This is a genomic window from Nonomuraea sp. AD125B (assembly GCF_041402765.1).
GTDB classification, from domain to species: domain Bacteria; phylum Actinomycetota; class Actinomycetes; order Streptosporangiales; family Streptosporangiaceae; genus Nonomuraea; species Nonomuraea bangladeshensis.
The window spans coordinates 61,978-76,774 of record NZ_JBGLOU010000011.1 but is presented as its reverse complement, the minus strand read 5'-3'; the positions used below and the strand labels follow the sequence as shown (position 1 = coordinate 76,774).

Here is a 14,797-nt window from a genome sequence, read left to right as displayed (position 1 = left end):
CAGGTGTCGGAGCTTGGGCACCGCCTCGGCCCCTGAGCCGGGGTCCGGGCCCTGAGCCGGGGGTCAGAGCTTGGGCAGGAAGCCGACCCGGTCGCGGACCTGCTCCATGGTCTGCCGGGCGACCGCCCCCGCGCGCTCGGCGCCGACCGCGAGCATGCGGTCGAGCTCGGCCTCGTTGGACAGCAGCTTCTCGACGCGCTCGCGGATCGGCGTGAACGTCTCGACGACGGCCTCGGCGACCTCCTTCTTGAACGTGCCGTAGCCCTGCCCGGCGTAGCGGGCGACCAGGTCGGGGATCGGCGTGCCGGTCAGCGCCGACTGGATGCGCAGCAGGTTGGAGATGCCCGGCTTGTTCTCCTCGTCGAACAGGACCTCGGTGCCGGTGTCGGTGACCGCCCGCATGACCTTCTTGCGCAGCGGCCCCGGCTGCTCCAGGACGTCGAGGATGCCCGCCGGGCTGGAGGACGACTTCGACATCTTCGCCGTCGGGTCCTGGAGGTCGGTGATCTTCTCGACCTCCTTGAGGATGTAGGGCTCGGGCAGCGTGAAGGTGTCGCCGAAGCGGTGGTTGAAGCGCTGGCCGAGGTCGCGGGTCAGCTCCAGGTGCTGCTTCTGGTCGGCGCCCACCGGCACCTTGTCGGCCTGGTAGATGAGGATGTCGGCGGCCTGGAGGATGGGGTAGGTGAACAGCCCCACGCTGGCCGCGCTCTCGCCGAACTTGGCGGACTTGTCCTTGAACTGCGTCATCCTGCCCGCCTCGCCCATGCCGGTGAGGCAGATCAGGATCCAGGCGAGCTCGGTGTGCTCACGCACGTGCGACTGCACGAAGACGGTGGCCTGCTCGGGGTCGAGACCCGCGGCGAAGAGCTGCGCGGCGGCCACGCGGCTGCGCCGGCGCAGCGCTGCGGGCTCGGTCGGCACGGTGATCGCGTGCAGGTCGACCACACAGTAGAAGGCGTCGTGGGTCTCCTGCATGGTGACCCACTGACGGACCGCACCCAGGTAGTTGCCCAGGTGGAAGGAGTCCGCGGTGGGCTGGATGCCGGAGAGAACACGAGGTCTGGCCATAGCAGGCAATTGTGTCAGGAATCCTGGTCGGGCGGCGACTCAACGGCCGGTCGGCGTTTCACCCGCACCCGGGCGATCCGCCGCCCGTCCAGCTCGATGACCTCCAGGTCGAAGCCCGCCACCTCGACCCGCTCGCCGAGCGCCGCCACGTGGCCCAGCATGGCCATGACGAAGCCGCCCAGCGTCTCGTACGGGCCGTCGGGCAGCCTGATGCCGGTCTCGCCGGCGAAGTCGTTGAGGTTGGTCAGGCCGTCGATCTCGATCTCGCCGGCGGGCAGGACGACCACGTCCTCCTCGATGTCGTACTCGTCCCTGATGTCGCCGATCAGCTCCTCGACCAGGTCCTCCAGGGTGATGATGCCGGCGGTGCCGCCGTACTCGTCGACCACGATGGCGAGGTGCTGGCCCTCGTCGCGCATCTCGTTGAGGGTGCTGAGCAGGCGCTTGGAGGCGGGCACGAACTTCGCGGGGCGGATCGGCACGAGCGCGCTGACCGGCTCGTCGCGCCCGGACAGCTCGGGGTCGAGCAGGTCGCGTACGTGCACGAAGCCGATGATCTCGTCGTAGGAGGTGCGGTAGACGGGGAAGCGGGAGTGCGGCAGCCGGGCGGCGACCGCGGCGGCCTCGGCGAGCGGCGTGTCGGCCTCCATGAACTCGACCTCGGTGCGCGGCAGCATCACCTCCCTGAGCTGCCGCTTGCCGGCGGCGAAGACCTCGCCGATGAGCTTGCGCTCGTCGGGGGTCAGGTCGTGGTGACCGACCACCATGTCGCGCAGCTCCTCGGTGGTGACCTCCTCGCGGTCGGCCTCCGGGTTGCCGCCGAGCAGGCGCACCACGCCGTCGGTGGACTTGGAGAGCATCCAGATGATCGGCCGCGACAGGCGGGCGACCCAGTCGAGGAACGGGGCCACGAACAGCGAGAGCCCTTCGGCCCGCTGGAGCGCCAGACGTTTGGGCGCCAGCTCACCGAGCACGAGGGAGACGTACGAGATGGCCAGCGTGACCAGCACCAGCCCGAGCACCGGGGCGACGCCCTCGGGCACGCCCCAGCCCTGCAGCACGGGGGTGAGCTGCGCGCCCAGCCGGTCGGCGCCGAACGCGGCCGAGAGCATGGTGGCCACGGTGACGCCGATCTGGACGGCGGAGAGGAACCGGTTGGGGTCGCGGGCGAGCTTGGCCACGCGCTCGCCCCTGCGGCCGCGCTCGGACAGCTTGCGGATCTGGCTTTCGCGCAGCGAGACCATCGCGATCTCGGCGGCGGCGAAGAAGCCCCCGATCAGGACGAAGAGCAGGACCAGGGCGACGTTGGCCGCGACGGTGTCAAACATGGTGGTTGGCAGCGTATACGGGTGCTTTCCCGCGTATGCTGAACGGCAAGCCTTACAAAATCAAACATATTTGAACAGGAGTCCACATGAGATTGCTGGTCACCGGCGGGGCGGGGTACGTCGGCAGCGTCGTCGCGGCCCAGCTCGTCGAGGCGGGGCACGAGGTGACCGTGCTCGACGACCTGTCGACCGGGCATGAGGACGCGGTGCCGGAGGGCGCCAGGTTCGTGCGGGCCGACATCGCCGAGCCCGGTGACGCGCTGGACGGTGTGGACGCGGTGCTCCACTTCGCGGCCAAGTCGCTGGTCGGCGAGTCGGTGGAGAAGCCCGGCCTCTACTGGGCGAACAACCTGGGCGGCACCCTCGCGCTGCTGGAGGCCATGCGGGACAAGGGGGTCGGCCGGATCGTGTTCTCCTCGACGGCGGCGACGTACGGCGAGCCGGAGCGCGCGCCCATCGAGGAGAGCGACCCGACGCGCCCGACCAACCCCTACGGCGCCTCCAAGCTCGCCGTGGACACGGCGCTGAGCGCCTTCGCCGGCATCCGCGGCCTGGCCGCCGTGAGCCTGCGCTACTTCAACGTGGCCGGCGCCTACGGCCGCTTCCGCGAGCGGCACGTGGTCGAGACCCACCTCATCCCGAACGTGCTGAAGGTCGCCACCGGCGAGCGCGACTCGGTCAGCGTGTTCGGCACCGACTACCCGACCGCGGACGGCACCTGCGTGCGCGACTACGTGCACGTCGCCGACCTGGCGCGGGCGCATTTGCTGGCGCTGGAGGCGCTCACGCCCGGCGAGCACAAGATCTACAACCTGGGCAGCGGCTCCGGGTTCAGCGTGCGTGAGGTGATCTCGGTCTGCCGCGAGGTCACCGGGCACGAGATCCCGGCGGCCTTCGGCGAGCGGCGGCCCGGCGACCCCGCCGTGCTGGTCGCCTCGTCCGCGAAGATCCAGCGCGAGCTGGGGTGGAAGGCCGCCCGGCCGTCGCTGCACGACATCGTCTCGGACGCCTGGGAGGCGCTTTCCGGCAAATGAGCCATATGGCGGCGAGATATGTGCTGTAGTACCGAAACGTGAAGAGCATTTCACCAAGGGTCACGAAACCGATCTTTGGCGCTCTCATCGTGGCAGGCAGCCTGCTCGCCGCCGCGGGGGTGGTGTTCGCCACCCCGGAGGCGACCCATCCCGGCCCGCAGGCGACCTGTCCCGCGCAGAGCGACGGCACGGACGGCCCGTGAGCCGGGCAACACGGGACGGCGAGCGAGCCGGGCGATGCGGACGGCCGGCGCGCCGGGCAACGCGGACGCCCCCCGCCGATCGTCGGCGAGGGGCGTCCGGCACGGGCGGCGCGGCTCAGATGAGGCCGAGCTCCTTGACCGCGGTGCGCTCCTCCTCCAGCTCGCGCACGCTGGCGTCGATCCGCTCGCGGGAGAAGGCGTCGATCTCCAGGCCCTGGATGATCTCGAAACGCCCGCCGACGGCGCGGACGGGGAACGACGAGATGAGGCCCTCGGGCACGCCGTACGAGCCGTCGGAGACGACCGCGGCGGAGGTCCACTCGGTGCCGTTGACCCAGTCGTAGACGTGGTCGATGGCGGCGTTGGCGGCCGAGGCGGCCGAGGAGGCGCCGCGGGCCTCGATGATGGCCGCGCCGCGCTTGGCGACGGTCGGGATGAAGGTGTCCTTCAGCCACTCGTGGTCGACCTGCTCGGCCGCGACCTTGCCGCCGACCTCGGCGTGGAACAGGTCGGGGTACTGGGTGGCGGAGTGGTTGCCCCAGATCGTCATCTTCTTGATCTCGGTGACCGACACCTGGAGCTTGGCCGCGAGCTGCGAGAGCGCGCGGTTGTGGTCGAGCCGGGTCATCGCGGTGAAACGCTCGGCCGGCACGTCGGGGGCGTGCTGCTGCGCGATCAGCGCGTTGGTGTTGGCCGGGTTGCCCACGACCAGGACGCGGATGTCGTCGGCGGCGTGGTCGTTGATGGCCTTGCCCTGCGGGCCGAAGATGCCGCCGTTCGCGCCGAGCAGGTCGCCGCGCTCCATGCCGGCCTTGCGCGGCATGGCTCCGACGAGCAGCGCGACGTTGGCGCCGTCGAACGCGACGTCGGGGCTGTCGGTGATCTCGATGCCGGACAGCAACGGGAACGCGCAGTCGTCCAGCTCCATCGCGGTGCCCTCGGCGGCCTTCACGGCGGCCGGGATCTCCAGCAGGCTGAGCTTGACCGGCACGTCGGCGCCGAGAAGCTGACCCGAAGCGATGCGGAACAGCAGTGCGTAGCCGATCTGGCCGGCGGCTCCGGTGACGGTCACCTTGACGGGCGCAGTGGCTGACGACGCCATGGCCTTTCCCCTAACTCGCAGCAGAATGTCGGACGTTGGGGATGTTACCCGCTCGTCATCCGCAGGTTTCCATCGCGGGTTGCCGTAGCTCGGGTTTGAAGTCGACCTTGCCGAAATACTGGTCGATGAGTCCCTTCATGGCGCCGCTGCGGTAGAGGTCGGCGATGATGCCGTTGACCGCCTTGCAGGTGGCCGCGTCGCCAGGGCGGATGCCGACGCCGTAGCGCTCGTTGCTGAGCTTGGCGCCCAGGATCTTGTAGCGCAGCGGCTCGCGGTTGGCGAAGCCGGCCAGGATCACGTCCTCGCCGGGGACGGCGTCGACCTTGCCGGTGCGCAGGAAGTCCATGCACTCGGCGTAGTTGCTCGCGAGCACCGGCTTGACCTTCACGCGGTCCTGGACCTCGCCGACGGACGGGCTGCTGGGGGCGCAGACCCGCTTGCCCGCCAGGTCGTCGAGCTCGTCGACGCCGCCGCCCGCGCGGACGAGCACGTCGCGGTGCGCCAGGTAGTAGGGGCCGGCGAACGGGCTGCGGCCGTCGATCACGTACGTCGCCACGACCAGGTCGAGCTTGCCCTGCGCCAGCCCGGCGGGCCGGTCGTCCCTGCTGACCCGGACGAACTCCGTCTCCCTGGCCCCGAGTCCTGTCGCGATGCGCCGGGCGAGGTCGATGTCGAAGCCCTCGAACGCCTCGCCGTTCTGCAGCCCGACGCCCGGCAGGTCGCCCTTGACGCCGATGACGATCTTGCCGGTGGTGGCCACCTTGTCCACCACGGAGGCGTACGACGGCTCCCCGGCCTTCGTCGGCTCGGCGCCCTGTTCGCGGAAGGCCAGGGGCCAGCCGTTCATCGCGGCGACCATCGCGGCGCCGGCTACCAGCACGAGCACGCCGGCGAAGGCCGCCCACAGCCGCCACCGGGAGCGCCGGCGCGCGGGCGCCGACGACGGCTGGGTGGGCGCGGGGTAGGCCGGTTGCTCGGCCTCGCCCGGCCCGCCGGCGACGTCGCCGGTGCGCGGCACGGGTGGAGTGGTCAACGCCGCCGCCTGGCTCTCGTGCGTCCGCCCGCCGGCGACGCCGGCGTGCCCCTGACCGGTGGTCCCGGCATGCCCCTGACCAGCGGCACCGGCATGGCCGTGACCGGTGGCACCGTGCTGCCCCTGACCGGTGGTGCCGGGCTGGCCGTGGCCGGTGGTGCCGTGCGGTTCCTGGGCGGGCGGGCCGTGCTCGGTCTGCACCAGGGAGCCCGTGCCCCTGCGGGCCGGCAGATCGGTGACGGACCTGGCGTTGACCCGGCTGAACGGCGTGGTGTCGTCGCCCGCGACCTGCACCCCGCGCGTGAGCACGGCCGTGGAGGCCCCCACACCGGTGGACTGCCCGAGCAGCCGCAGCAGGATCTGGTCGGCGGAGGGCCGCTCAGCGGGCGCCTTGGCCAGCGCCCCCGCCACCACGCCGCGCAGCGGCTCCGGCAGCATGGTGACGTCGACCTCGTGGTTGAGGATCCGGTTGAGCACGGTCGCGATGGACTTGCCCTCGAAGGCCGCCTGACCGGTCGCGGCGTAGGCGATCGTCGCCCCCCACGAGAAGACGTCGGTGTAGGGGCCGACGTCGTCGCCGGCGATCTGCTCGGGGGCCATGTAGGCGGGCGTGCCGATGGCCCGGCTGGTGATCGTGCCGGTGGAGTCGATGATGCGGGCGATGCCGAAGTCGACCACGCGCGGCCCGTCGGCGGCGATCAGCACGTTGTCGGGCTTGAAGTCGCGGTGGACGATCTGGGCGTGGTGGATGGCGGTGAGCGCGGTGGCGGTGCCGATCGCGAGCCGGTCGAGCGGGGTGCCGCTCAGCGGCCCGTCGGTCTCGATCAGCTCCCTGAGCGAGCGGCCCTCGATGTACTCGCTCGCGATGTACGGCGTGTCGCCGTCGAGGTCGGCCTCGATCACCCGCGCCGTGCAGAACGACGCCACCCGCTGCGCCGCCTTGAGCTCCCGGGCGAAGCGGGAGCGCACGATGGTGTCGCCGGAGAATTTCACGTGCAGCAACTTGATGGCCGCGCGCTCGCCCTCGTCATTGACACCGAGGTAAACGATGCCTTGACCGCCTTCGCCGATGCGTCCGGACAGCCGGAATGATCCCAGGTGAGGGGGATCACCGGCCACCAGTGGCGCGATCTGCGGCATTCGTCTGTCCCCACGTTTACTCGATCCCAACGAGGCAAACTTTACGACGCCCAGCTACTTCACAGGGATCCGTTAACCGTTCGTGACGTCACGGTTCGCCACACTTTGTCACGAAAACCAGCAATTTGCCGAGTAACGCAGGCCCTTGCGCGGGCGCGACTCGGCGGAGAGGCTTGAGGATCATGGACCGTCCCTACGACATCGTGCTCTTCGGCGCGAGCGGCTTCACCGGCGCGCTGACCGCCGCCTACCTCGCCGCCGCCGCTCCGCCCGGCACGCGCTGGGCGCTGGCCGGCCGCGATCCCGCCAAGCTCGAACGGCTCGGGCTCGACGTGCCGATCCTGCGCGCCGACGCGACCGACCGGGCCGCGCTCGCCGACCTGGCCGCCCGGACCAGGGTCCTCGCCACCACCGTCGGCCCGTACATCGTCCACGGCGAGCCGCTGGTGGCCGCCTGCGCCGAGGCCGGCACCCACTACCTCGACCTGACCGGCGAGCCCGAGTTCGTCGACCGGACCTACCTGCGCCACCACGACCTGGCCGCGCGCACCGGCGCGAAGCTCGTGCACGCCTGCGGCTTCGACTCGATCCCGTGGGACCTCGGCGTGCTCCACACCGTCGGCCTGCTGCCCGAGAACGTCCCGCTCACCGTCAGCGGCTTCCTGCGGGTGAACGGCCGGCCGTCAGGCGGCACGCTGTCGACCGTGCTCACGGTCGCGGGCCGGGCCCGCCAGGCGGCCGAGGCCGCCGCACAGCGCCGCGCGGCCGAGCCCCGCCCGAAGGGCCGCAGGATCAGCTCCAGGGCGGGAGGCGTGCGTTACGTGGGCGGCTGGGCGCTGCCGATGCCCACGCTCGACCCGATGATCGTGGGCCGCTCGGCCCGCCTGCTCGACCGCTACGGCCCCGACTTCACCTACCGCCAGCACTTCGCGGTCCGTACGCTCCCCCGCGCCCTCGCGGTGGCGGCGGGCGCGGGGGCGCTGGCGGTGGCCGCGGCGCTCCCGCCGGCCCGCGACCTGCTCCGCGCCCGCCTGCGGCCCGGCCAGGGCCCGTCGCCCGAGCAGCGGGCGAAGAGCTGGTTCCGGGTCACGTTCCTGGGCGAGGGCGGCGGCGAGCGGGTGATCACCGAGGTCGCGGGCGGCGACCCCGGTTACGACGAGACGGCCAAGATGCTCGGCGAGTCGGCCCTGTGCCTGGCCTTCGACGACCTGCCGGAGCGGGCGGGCCAGCTCACCACCGCCTCGGCGATGGGCCAGGCGCTGATCGACCGGCTGGTGCGCGCGGGCATCTCGTTCACCACCCGGGGATGAGCGTCAGTACGGCCCCGTCAATACGGCCCCGTCAGTACGGCAGGGCCCAGGTCGCGAACGTCTTGCGCAGGTACGGGTTCTTGAACTTCGGATACGCGACCGTCCGCGGATCGCCGTCCGAGACGTACCGCATGTCCTGGTTCTTGTTGAGCCAGTCCAGCCACGCCTCCGAGCAGAACTGGGAGCAGTCGCCCTTCTTCTCCATGACCTTGATCCGCGGGATGCCGGCCGGCTCGAACGCCTTGCTGAACGGCGCCGCCGAGGGCGTGTACCCGGCCAGGAACGCGCCGTCGTGGTGGTAGCCCGGGCCGTGCAGCGCCCAGTTCTTGTTCTTCGGCTGGTTGCCGTACGGCAGCGCGATCGTCGTGGGCTTGACGCCCGACAGCGAGGTGATCTGCTTGCCGATCGTGCCGATCTGCTCCTCGACCTCCTTCTGCGACCGGCCGCGCAGGTTGATGTGGTCGCGGGTGTGGTTGCCGAGGTCGAAGCCGTTGTCCTTGAGCCACTGCAGCGTCTGGGCCTGCTCCTCGCGCACGGTCTTGCCGAACATGTCGCGGGTGATGTACATGGTGGCGACCGGGCGGAAGCCCGGGTGCTTGGCCGCCACCTCCTTGAGTATCGCCACGGCCGTGTCCTTCTGCGGGACGCCCACCTCGTTGAGCGTGAGCTGCGAGGGCGAGGAGTCGTCGAAGGTCAGGACCACCGGGTGCTTGCCGGCCGGGATGTCGATCTTGCCGGCCACCATCTCGGCGGCCGTGATCGGCACGTACCCCTCCCTGACCAGCCGTTCCAGGTCCGCGCGGAACTGCGCGGGCGAGCGGTCGTCGGTCGTGGCCGGCTTCTCCACGATGCGGTGGAACATCAGGACCGGGATCTGGCCCAGCTCGTTGGCCTTGACCGCGGCGGCGCGCTGGATCTTGGCGGCCTTGCTCGCCTTGGCCTTGGCGGCCGCGTCGGCCTTGCTGTCCGCCATCTTGACGGTGTCGGCGGGTGGCGAGTCGCACCCCGTCGTCAGGATCGTCGCGGCGGCGAGCACCCCCAATCCGCCCAGAAAACGCAGTCGCATTCGAACCCCCCGAGACGCGCACGACTGTTACGAGGGGGCTCTTACCCAGGTGATCAACTGTGCCACGCCGGGTGACCGTCAAGACTGGGCAAGGCCGGACGGCGGGGGGCGCCCGTACCGGCTCACATCATGCGAAACGGCCTCCGCCCGGCGGCACGCCGCGGGGTGGAGGCCGTTCCGTCTCGGGGTGGCCGTCAGGCCATCTTCTTCTTCAGGTTCTCGTCCAGCGCGCCCAGGAAGTCCTGGGTGGTCAGCCACTCGGCGTCGCCGCCGACCAGCAGCGCCAGGTCCTTGGTCATCTGGCCGCCCTCGACCGTCTCGACGCAGACCTGCTCCAGCGTGTTCGCGAACTCGGTGACGGCGGGGGTGTTGTCCAGCTTGCCGCGGTGGGCCAGGCCACGCGTCCACGCGAAGATCGAGGCGATCGGGTTGGTGGAGGTCGGCTTGCCCTGCTGGTGCTGGCGGTAGTGGCGGGTCACCGTGCCGTGCGCGGCCTCGGCCTCGACCGTGCGGCCGTCCGGGGTCATCAGCACCGAGGTCATCAGGCCGAGCGAGCCGAAGCCCTGCGCGACCGTGTCGGACTGCACGTCGCCGTCGTAGTTCTTGGCCGCCCAGACGTAGCCGCCCTCCCACTTGAGCGCCGCGGCGACCATGTCGTCGATGAGGCGGTGCTCGTAGGTCAGGCCGGCCTTCTCGAAGTCGGTCTTGAACTCGGTCTCGTAGACCTCGGCGAAGATGTCCTTGAAGCGGCCGTCGTAGGCCTTCAGGATGGTGTTCTTCGTCGAGAGGTAGACCGGGTAGTTGCGCGCCAGGCCGTAACGCATCGAGGCGCGCGCGAAGTCGCGGATCGACTCGTCCAGGTTGTACATCGCCATCGCGACGCCGGCGCCGGGGAAGTCGTACACGTCGAGCTCGATCGGCTCGGAGCCGTCCTTCGGCGTGTACGTCAGCGTCAGCGTGCCCTCGCCCGGGATCTTCAGGTCCGTCGCGCGGTACTGGTCGCCGAAGGCGTGACGGCCGACCACGATCGGCTTGGTCCAGCCCGGCACCAGCCGCGGCACGTTCGACATGATGATCGGCTCGCGGAAGATCACGCCGCCGAGGATGTTGCGGATGGTCCCGTTGGGGGACTTCCACATCTTCTTGAGACCGAACTCCTCGACCCGCGCCTCGTCCGGGGTGATGGTGGCGCACTTCACGCCGACGCCGTGCTTCTTGATGGCGTTGGCGGCGTCGATGGTGACCTGGTCGTCCGTCGCGTCTCGGTGTTCGATGCCGAGGTCGTAGTACTTCAGGTCGACGTCGAGGTAGGGAAGGATCAGCTGGTCCTTGATGAACTGCCAGATGATCCGGGTCATCTCGTCGCCGTCAAGCTCGACGACCGGACCCTCCACCTTGATCTTGGGCATGCGAATGGTTCCCCTTCGATGAAATGATGCGTTGAGGCTATCGGACGGCCAGCTCATCGGGCGAAAAGGGACAGGATCATCGCCTTCAGCTGATCGTCGTCCAGCAGCAACGAGGTCAGGACCAGCACGAAGCCGAAGACGGCCAGCGTGGTGACGTCGGTCCTCTTGCTCCTGATCGCGAGTTGACCGGCGTAGCCGGCGAACCGCAGCGCGGCGGCGACCATGATGACGGCCCCGAGCGCGAACCCGCCCCAGCGCGGGTCCACCAGGAAGGTCACGGACACCCCGACGGCCGCACCCGCCAGAATCAGCGGGTACGGCCCCCAGCTCTCACGTTCGTTGGCGCTCAACGTTCGTCTATCGGCTTCCACTTCTGGTCGGTCTCACCGATGTACTCGCTGTCCGGGCGGATGAGGCGGTTGTCGGCGTGCTGCTCGATGACGTGTGCCGTCCAGCCGGACATGCGGCTGATCGAGAAGACCGGGGTGAACAGGTCGGTCGGGATGCCAAGGTAGTGGTAGACCGAGGCGGCGTAGAAGTCGACATTCGGATAGAGACCCTTGGCCTCGAAGACGACCTCCTCCATCTCCTTGGACATCCGGTAGTACGTGTCGTCGCCGGCGGCCTCGGCCAGCTCGGCGGACATCCTGCGCAGGTGCGTGGCGCGCGGGTCCTCGGTCTTGTAGACGCGGTGCCCGAAGCCCATGATCTTCTCGCCGACGGCGAGCTTGTCACGTACGGCCTGCGCCACGCCGTCGGCGGGGATCGACTCCAGCGTCTTCATGACCTGCTCGTTCGCGCCGCCGTGCAGCGGGCCCTTGAGGGTGCCGATGGCGGCGACGATGGCGGAGTGCATGTCCGAGAGCGTCGCGGCGCACACCCGGGCGGCGAACGTGGAGGCGTTCATGGTGTGGTCGGCGTGCAGCACCAGGCACTCGTCGAAGATCTCGGCCTGGCGCGGCTCGGGGCGGCGGCCGGTGACCTGGAGCAGGAAGTTGCCCGCGATGCTCAGCTCGGGGTCGGCGTCGGGGACGCTGCCCCCGGTGCGGGCGGCGTGGTAGCGCGCGACCAGCACGGGCTGCTGGGCGGTCAGGCGGGCGGCCTTGCGCAGGTTGGCCTCGTGCGCGGTCGAGTCCTTGTCCGGGTCGTCGGCGGCCGCCAGCGAGACCAGCGAGCGCAGCGCCTCCATGGGCGTCTGCTTCCCGGCGATCTCGGCGATGTTGGCCGCGGCCAGCGGGCCGGGCTCGCGCCCCGCCGCCAGGGACTCGGAGTAGGCGGCGAGCTCGGCGCGGCCGGGCAGGTTTCCGCGCTGGAGCAGGTGCGCGACCTCCTCGAACGTGGCACGGCCGGCCAGGTCGTGGATGTCGTATCCGCGATAGAAGAGGCGACCGGCCTTTCCGTCAATGTCGCTCAGCGCTGTGGACGCGGCTACGACATCGGCGAGACCTTTCGTGGACTTGTCCGCCATGACTGCTTCCTCCGCTTATCTCCCTGCGAAGTCTACCCGTGAGCAGGCAAAACCGGCCGCGAAGGTCAAGACCAATTTCGCGTACGATTCTCCTTTCGGCAAAGGCGATTCCCCATCCCCTCGTTTGGGTAAGCCGGAGCTGTAGTAATAGTTACGGCGGGCTACCTGGGGAGGAACTGCCGTGGAGGGGCCGTTCATACGCATCGAGGACACCGGTGAGGTGATCCCGTTGCGCCCCGAGATCACGACGGTCGGAAGAGGCCGGGGTGTCGACATCCGGCTCACCGATCCCAGCGTGTCTCGACTCCATGCCGAGTTCGTCAGACGAGGACCCTACCTGTACGTCGTCGACCTGGGACTGTCCAGGAACGGCACGCGGGTGAACGGCAGGCCGATCGCCCGGAGGGTCCTTGACGACGGCGACGTCGTCTCGTTCGGCGCGGCGCGGGGTCGCATCGGTGGAGTCCCCCGTGAGGACTTCACCCCCGAGGTCGAGCTGCGCAGGGCCGCGGCGCCCGAGCTCACCAGGCGCGAGGTCGACGTGCTGACCTCGCTCTGCCGGCCGGCGCTGTCGGACGAGGCGTTCGTCGCCCCCGCCACCGCGCGAGAGATCGCCGACGACCTGGTCGTGACGGAGGCCGCGGTGAAGCAGCACCTGCTGCGGCTCTACCAGAAGTTCAGGATCCCGGAGGGCACCAACCGGCGCACCCGCCTCGCCAACGAGGTCGTCGCGCTCGGCCTGGTACGCCCGACCCCTGTGGTCCCCCCGCAGCGGTCATCGGGAGCCCCGGCCGAGCAGCAGCCGTCACCGGCGGGCCGCAGGGCTTCGTAGGCGAGATCGTCGCGACCGGGGCTACGGCGAGGGGTTCCGGCAGCGTTCGGAGCCACGGCGTGGGTCGAAGCAGCGGCGAGCGCCGCGCACCGGATCCTCACGAGATCCGGTGCCGTCGCCCGCCGTGCTCGTCGCCGCTCAGGTGCGGGCCGGCGACGCGCGTACGCGGAGCACGCCCGCGAAGCGCGCGGCCGGTTCCGCTTAGAGGACCCGGAAACCGTTGCTGGGCTTGCTGGTCCGGTTGGCCCGGTCCACCGCCACGGCGTAGTAGTGGTCGCCGCGCTTGCCGTCGGGGTCGGTCCACCGGATCTGGCGGTCGCCCGGCACGACCGCGACCAGGTTGCGGGCGTCGGCGAAGGCGCCGTCGGCGGCGTGCCTGTCGAAGCGGAAGATCGCGAACAGGAACGGCTCGTCCTTGCCGGTGGCGACGGCCCGCACCTCGACGCCGCCGGAGCGGCGCAGCGCGTACGCGACCACCGGGCGGCGCGGCGGCTCGCCGTCCGCCAGCCTGGGCAGCACGGGCGCGAGCGCGGGCCGCTGGTAGTGGTCCTTGACCGCGGTCGAGATCGAGCCGATCCTGTCGACCTTGACGTCGTTGGCGTTGTACCAGATGTCGCCGCTGATCTCCGGGTGCTCGCGGTTGAGCGTGAGGTGCCTGGACAGCTCGCCCGGCGCCTGCCACTCGGCGGCCTGCGCGGGGTCGCCCGCCTTGTACGCGGCCTGCCCGATCCACAGCAGCGTACGGGTGCCGCTCGCCACGTCCGACCACCACGGGACGAGCTTGGAGTAGTCGGCCGGCGGCTGGCCGATGTACCAGTAGAGCTGCGGCGCGATGTAGTCCAGCCAGCCCTTCTTGACCCAGCCGCGGGTGTCGGCGTGCAGGTTGTCGTAGGACTGGCCGCCGTTGGTCTCGGAGCCCAGCGGGTCGGTGCCCTTGTTGCGCCAGATGCCCGACGGGCTGATGCCCCACGCGATCTCCGGCTTGGCCTGGAGCACGCGCTGCTGCATCTCCTGGACCATGAGGTCGACGTTGTTGCGCCGCCAGGCGGCGAGGTCGGGGAAGCCGGCGCCGTACTGGGCGAAGGCGGCGCTGTCGTCGAAGGCCGTGGTGTTCGTCGGGTAGAAGTAGTCGTCGAAGTGCAGGCCGTCGATGTCGTAGCGGGTGACCGCGTCCATCATGGCGTCCTGGCAGAACTTCCTGACCTCCGGCATGCCGGGGTTGTAGTAGAGCTTGCCGCCGAACGGCACGATCCAGTCGGGGTGCTTGCGCCCGGGGTGGTCGGGGTGCAGCTTGGCCGGGTCGGCCTGCATCGACACCCGGTAGGGGTTGAACCACGCGTGGAAGGCCAGCCCGCGCTTGTGCGTCTCCTCGACGGCGAAGCCCAGGGGGTCGTAGCCGGGGTCCTGGCCCTGCTTGCCGGTCAGGTACTCCGACCACGGCTCGAACGGCGACGGCCAGAAGGCGTCGGCCGTCGGACGGATCTGCACGAACACCGAGTTGAGCCCGCGCTGCACGGCGAGGTCCAGCCAGGCGAGATACTCGGCCTTCTGCTGGTCGGCGGTGAGCCCCTGCTTGGACGGCCAGTTGATGTTGACGACGGACGCGATCCACATGCCGCGCATCTGGTGCAGCGGGGGCACGTACGCGGCGTCGGTGTCGGCGAAGGCGGGCAGCGGCACCGCCGTGGCGGCGGCCGCGAGGGCGAGACCCTTCAGGAGAGTCCTTCTGCTCGGCATGGGGGGTGGCCTCTCGAAAGTGGTTGTATCGAAGCCGACGATGACAGAAAATTACCTTCAGATCAAC

At 70.2% G+C, this 14,797-nt stretch carries 12 protein-coding genes; 3 read left to right on the top strand and 9 right to left on the bottom strand.

Features of this window, described 5'->3' with window-relative positions; genetic code table 11:
- Positions 1 to 63 precede the first annotated feature (63 nt).
- Both trpS and ACBR40_RS27670 read right to left on the bottom strand, forming a co-directional pair.
- Positions 64 to 1,068 (bottom strand): tryptophan--tRNA ligase, encoded by a 1,005-nt coding sequence (gene trpS, locus ACBR40_RS27675; RefSeq protein ID WP_329585177.1) that lies wholly within the window; start codon positions 1,066 to 1,068, stop codon positions 64 to 66.
- A 14-nt stretch (positions 1,069 to 1,082) separates the two neighbouring features.
- Positions 1,083 to 2,396, bottom strand: a complete 1,314-nt coding sequence (locus ACBR40_RS27670; protein ID WP_371250660.1) for a hemolysin family protein — start codon at positions 2,394 to 2,396, stop codon at positions 1,083 to 1,085.
- Between the two features lie 86 nt (positions 2,397 to 2,482).
- Between ACBR40_RS27670 and galE the strand changes: the two genes are divergently transcribed.
- A complete protein-coding gene (gene galE / locus ACBR40_RS27665) occupies positions 2,483 to 3,430 on the top strand; it encodes a UDP-glucose 4-epimerase GalE (RefSeq protein WP_371250659.1) in 948 nt (315 codons plus the stop codon).
- 318 nt (positions 3,431 to 3,748) lie between these two features.
- Here the strand turns inward: galE and ACBR40_RS27660 are convergent, their stop codons facing one another.
- Together ACBR40_RS27660 and ACBR40_RS27655 are read right to left on the bottom strand one after the other, a co-directional pair.
- On the bottom strand, positions 3,749 to 4,735 hold the full coding sequence (locus tag ACBR40_RS27660; protein WP_371250658.1) for a malate dehydrogenase: 987 nt from the start codon (positions 4,733 to 4,735) through the stop codon (positions 3,749 to 3,751).
- A 55-nt stretch (positions 4,736 to 4,790) separates the two neighbouring features.
- Complete coding sequence (locus ACBR40_RS27655) at positions 4,791 to 6,908, bottom strand: protein kinase (protein WP_371250657.1); 2,118 nt, start codon at positions 6,906 to 6,908, stop codon at positions 4,791 to 4,793.
- 182 nt (positions 6,909 to 7,090) lie between these two features.
- Between ACBR40_RS27655 and ACBR40_RS27650 the strand changes: the two genes are divergently transcribed.
- The gene (locus ACBR40_RS27650) at positions 7,091 to 8,218 is read left to right on the top strand and encodes a saccharopine dehydrogenase NADP-binding domain-containing protein (RefSeq protein WP_344216912.1); all 1,128 of its coding nucleotides are present in this window, start codon (positions 7,091 to 7,093) and stop codon (positions 8,216 to 8,218) included.
- A 31-nt stretch (positions 8,219 to 8,249) separates the two neighbouring features.
- Here ACBR40_RS27650 and ACBR40_RS27645 read toward each other — a convergent pair whose 3' ends face one another.
- The 4 genes from ACBR40_RS27645 to ACBR40_RS27630 all read right to left on the bottom strand — a co-directional run bounded on the left by ACBR40_RS27645 (position 8,250) and on the right by ACBR40_RS27630 (position 12,161).
- Positions 8,250 to 9,284, bottom strand: a complete 1,035-nt coding sequence (locus tag ACBR40_RS27645) for a polysaccharide deacetylase family protein (protein WP_344216909.1) — start codon at positions 9,282 to 9,284, stop codon at positions 8,250 to 8,252.
- A 194-nt stretch (positions 9,285 to 9,478) separates the two neighbouring features.
- Positions 9,479 to 10,693 carry an NADP-dependent isocitrate dehydrogenase gene (locus ACBR40_RS27640; RefSeq protein WP_344216907.1) on the bottom strand — a complete coding sequence of 405 codons (1,215 nt, stop codon included), beginning with the start codon at positions 10,691 to 10,693 and terminating at the stop codon, positions 9,479 to 9,481.
- Between the two features lie 53 nt (positions 10,694 to 10,746).
- A complete protein-coding gene (locus ACBR40_RS27635) occupies positions 10,747 to 11,043 on the bottom strand; it encodes a DUF3017 domain-containing protein (protein ID WP_344216905.1) in 297 nt (98 codons plus the stop codon).
- Entirely contained in the window at positions 11,040 to 12,161 is a 1,122-nt protein-coding gene (locus tag ACBR40_RS27630) for a citrate/2-methylcitrate synthase (protein ID WP_371250656.1), read from the bottom strand. The genes ACBR40_RS27635 and ACBR40_RS27630 overlap by 4 nt, the downstream gene beginning before the upstream one ends.
- 181 nt (positions 12,162 to 12,342) lie before the next feature.
- Here ACBR40_RS27630 and ACBR40_RS27625 point away from each other — a divergent pair, with 181 nt between their 5' ends.
- Positions 12,343 to 12,993, top strand: a complete 651-nt coding sequence (locus ACBR40_RS27625) for an FHA domain-containing protein (RefSeq protein WP_020543670.1) — start codon at positions 12,343 to 12,345, stop codon at positions 12,991 to 12,993.
- A 201-nt stretch (positions 12,994 to 13,194) separates the two neighbouring features.
- Here ACBR40_RS27625 and ACBR40_RS27620 read toward each other — a convergent pair whose 3' ends face one another.
- Positions 13,195 to 14,730, bottom strand: coding sequence for a glycoside hydrolase family 10 protein (locus tag ACBR40_RS27620; protein WP_371250655.1), 1,536 nt, complete (start codon positions 14,728 to 14,730; stop codon positions 13,195 to 13,197).
- Between the last annotated feature and the right edge of the window lie 67 nt (positions 14,731 to 14,797).

Coding starts and splice junctions, on each gene's coding strand:
- trpS (WP_329585177.1), bottom strand. CDS start 1,068: ATGGCCAGACCTCGTGTTCTCTCCGGCATCCAGCCCACCGCGGACTCC.
- ACBR40_RS27630 (WP_371250656.1), bottom strand. CDS start 12,161: ATGGCGGACAAGTCCACGAAAGGTCTCGCCGATGTCGTAGCCGCGTCC.
- ACBR40_RS27660 (WP_371250658.1), bottom strand. CDS start 4,735: ATGGCGTCGTCAGCCACTGCGCCCGTCAAGGTGACCGTCACCGGAGCC.
- ACBR40_RS27645 (WP_344216909.1), bottom strand. CDS start 9,284: ATGCGACTGCGTTTTCTGGGCGGATTGGGGGTGCTCGCCGCCGCGACG.
- ACBR40_RS27650 (WP_344216912.1), top strand. CDS start 7,091: ATGGACCGTCCCTACGACATCGTGCTCTTCGGCGCGAGCGGCTTCACC.
- ACBR40_RS27620 (WP_371250655.1), bottom strand. CDS start 14,730: ATGCCGAGCAGAAGGACTCTCCTGAAGGGTCTCGCCCTCGCGGCCGCC.
- ACBR40_RS27670 (WP_371250660.1), bottom strand. CDS start 2,396: ATGTTTGACACCGTCGCGGCCAACGTCGCCCTGGTCCTGCTCTTCGTC.
- ACBR40_RS27640 (WP_344216907.1), bottom strand. CDS start 10,693: ATGCCCAAGATCAAGGTGGAGGGTCCGGTCGTCGAGCTTGACGGCGAC.
- galE (WP_371250659.1), top strand. CDS start 2,483: ATGAGATTGCTGGTCACCGGCGGGGCGGGGTACGTCGGCAGCGTCGTC.
- ACBR40_RS27655 (WP_371250657.1), bottom strand. CDS start 6,908: ATGCCGCAGATCGCGCCACTGGTGGCCGGTGATCCCCCTCACCTGGGA.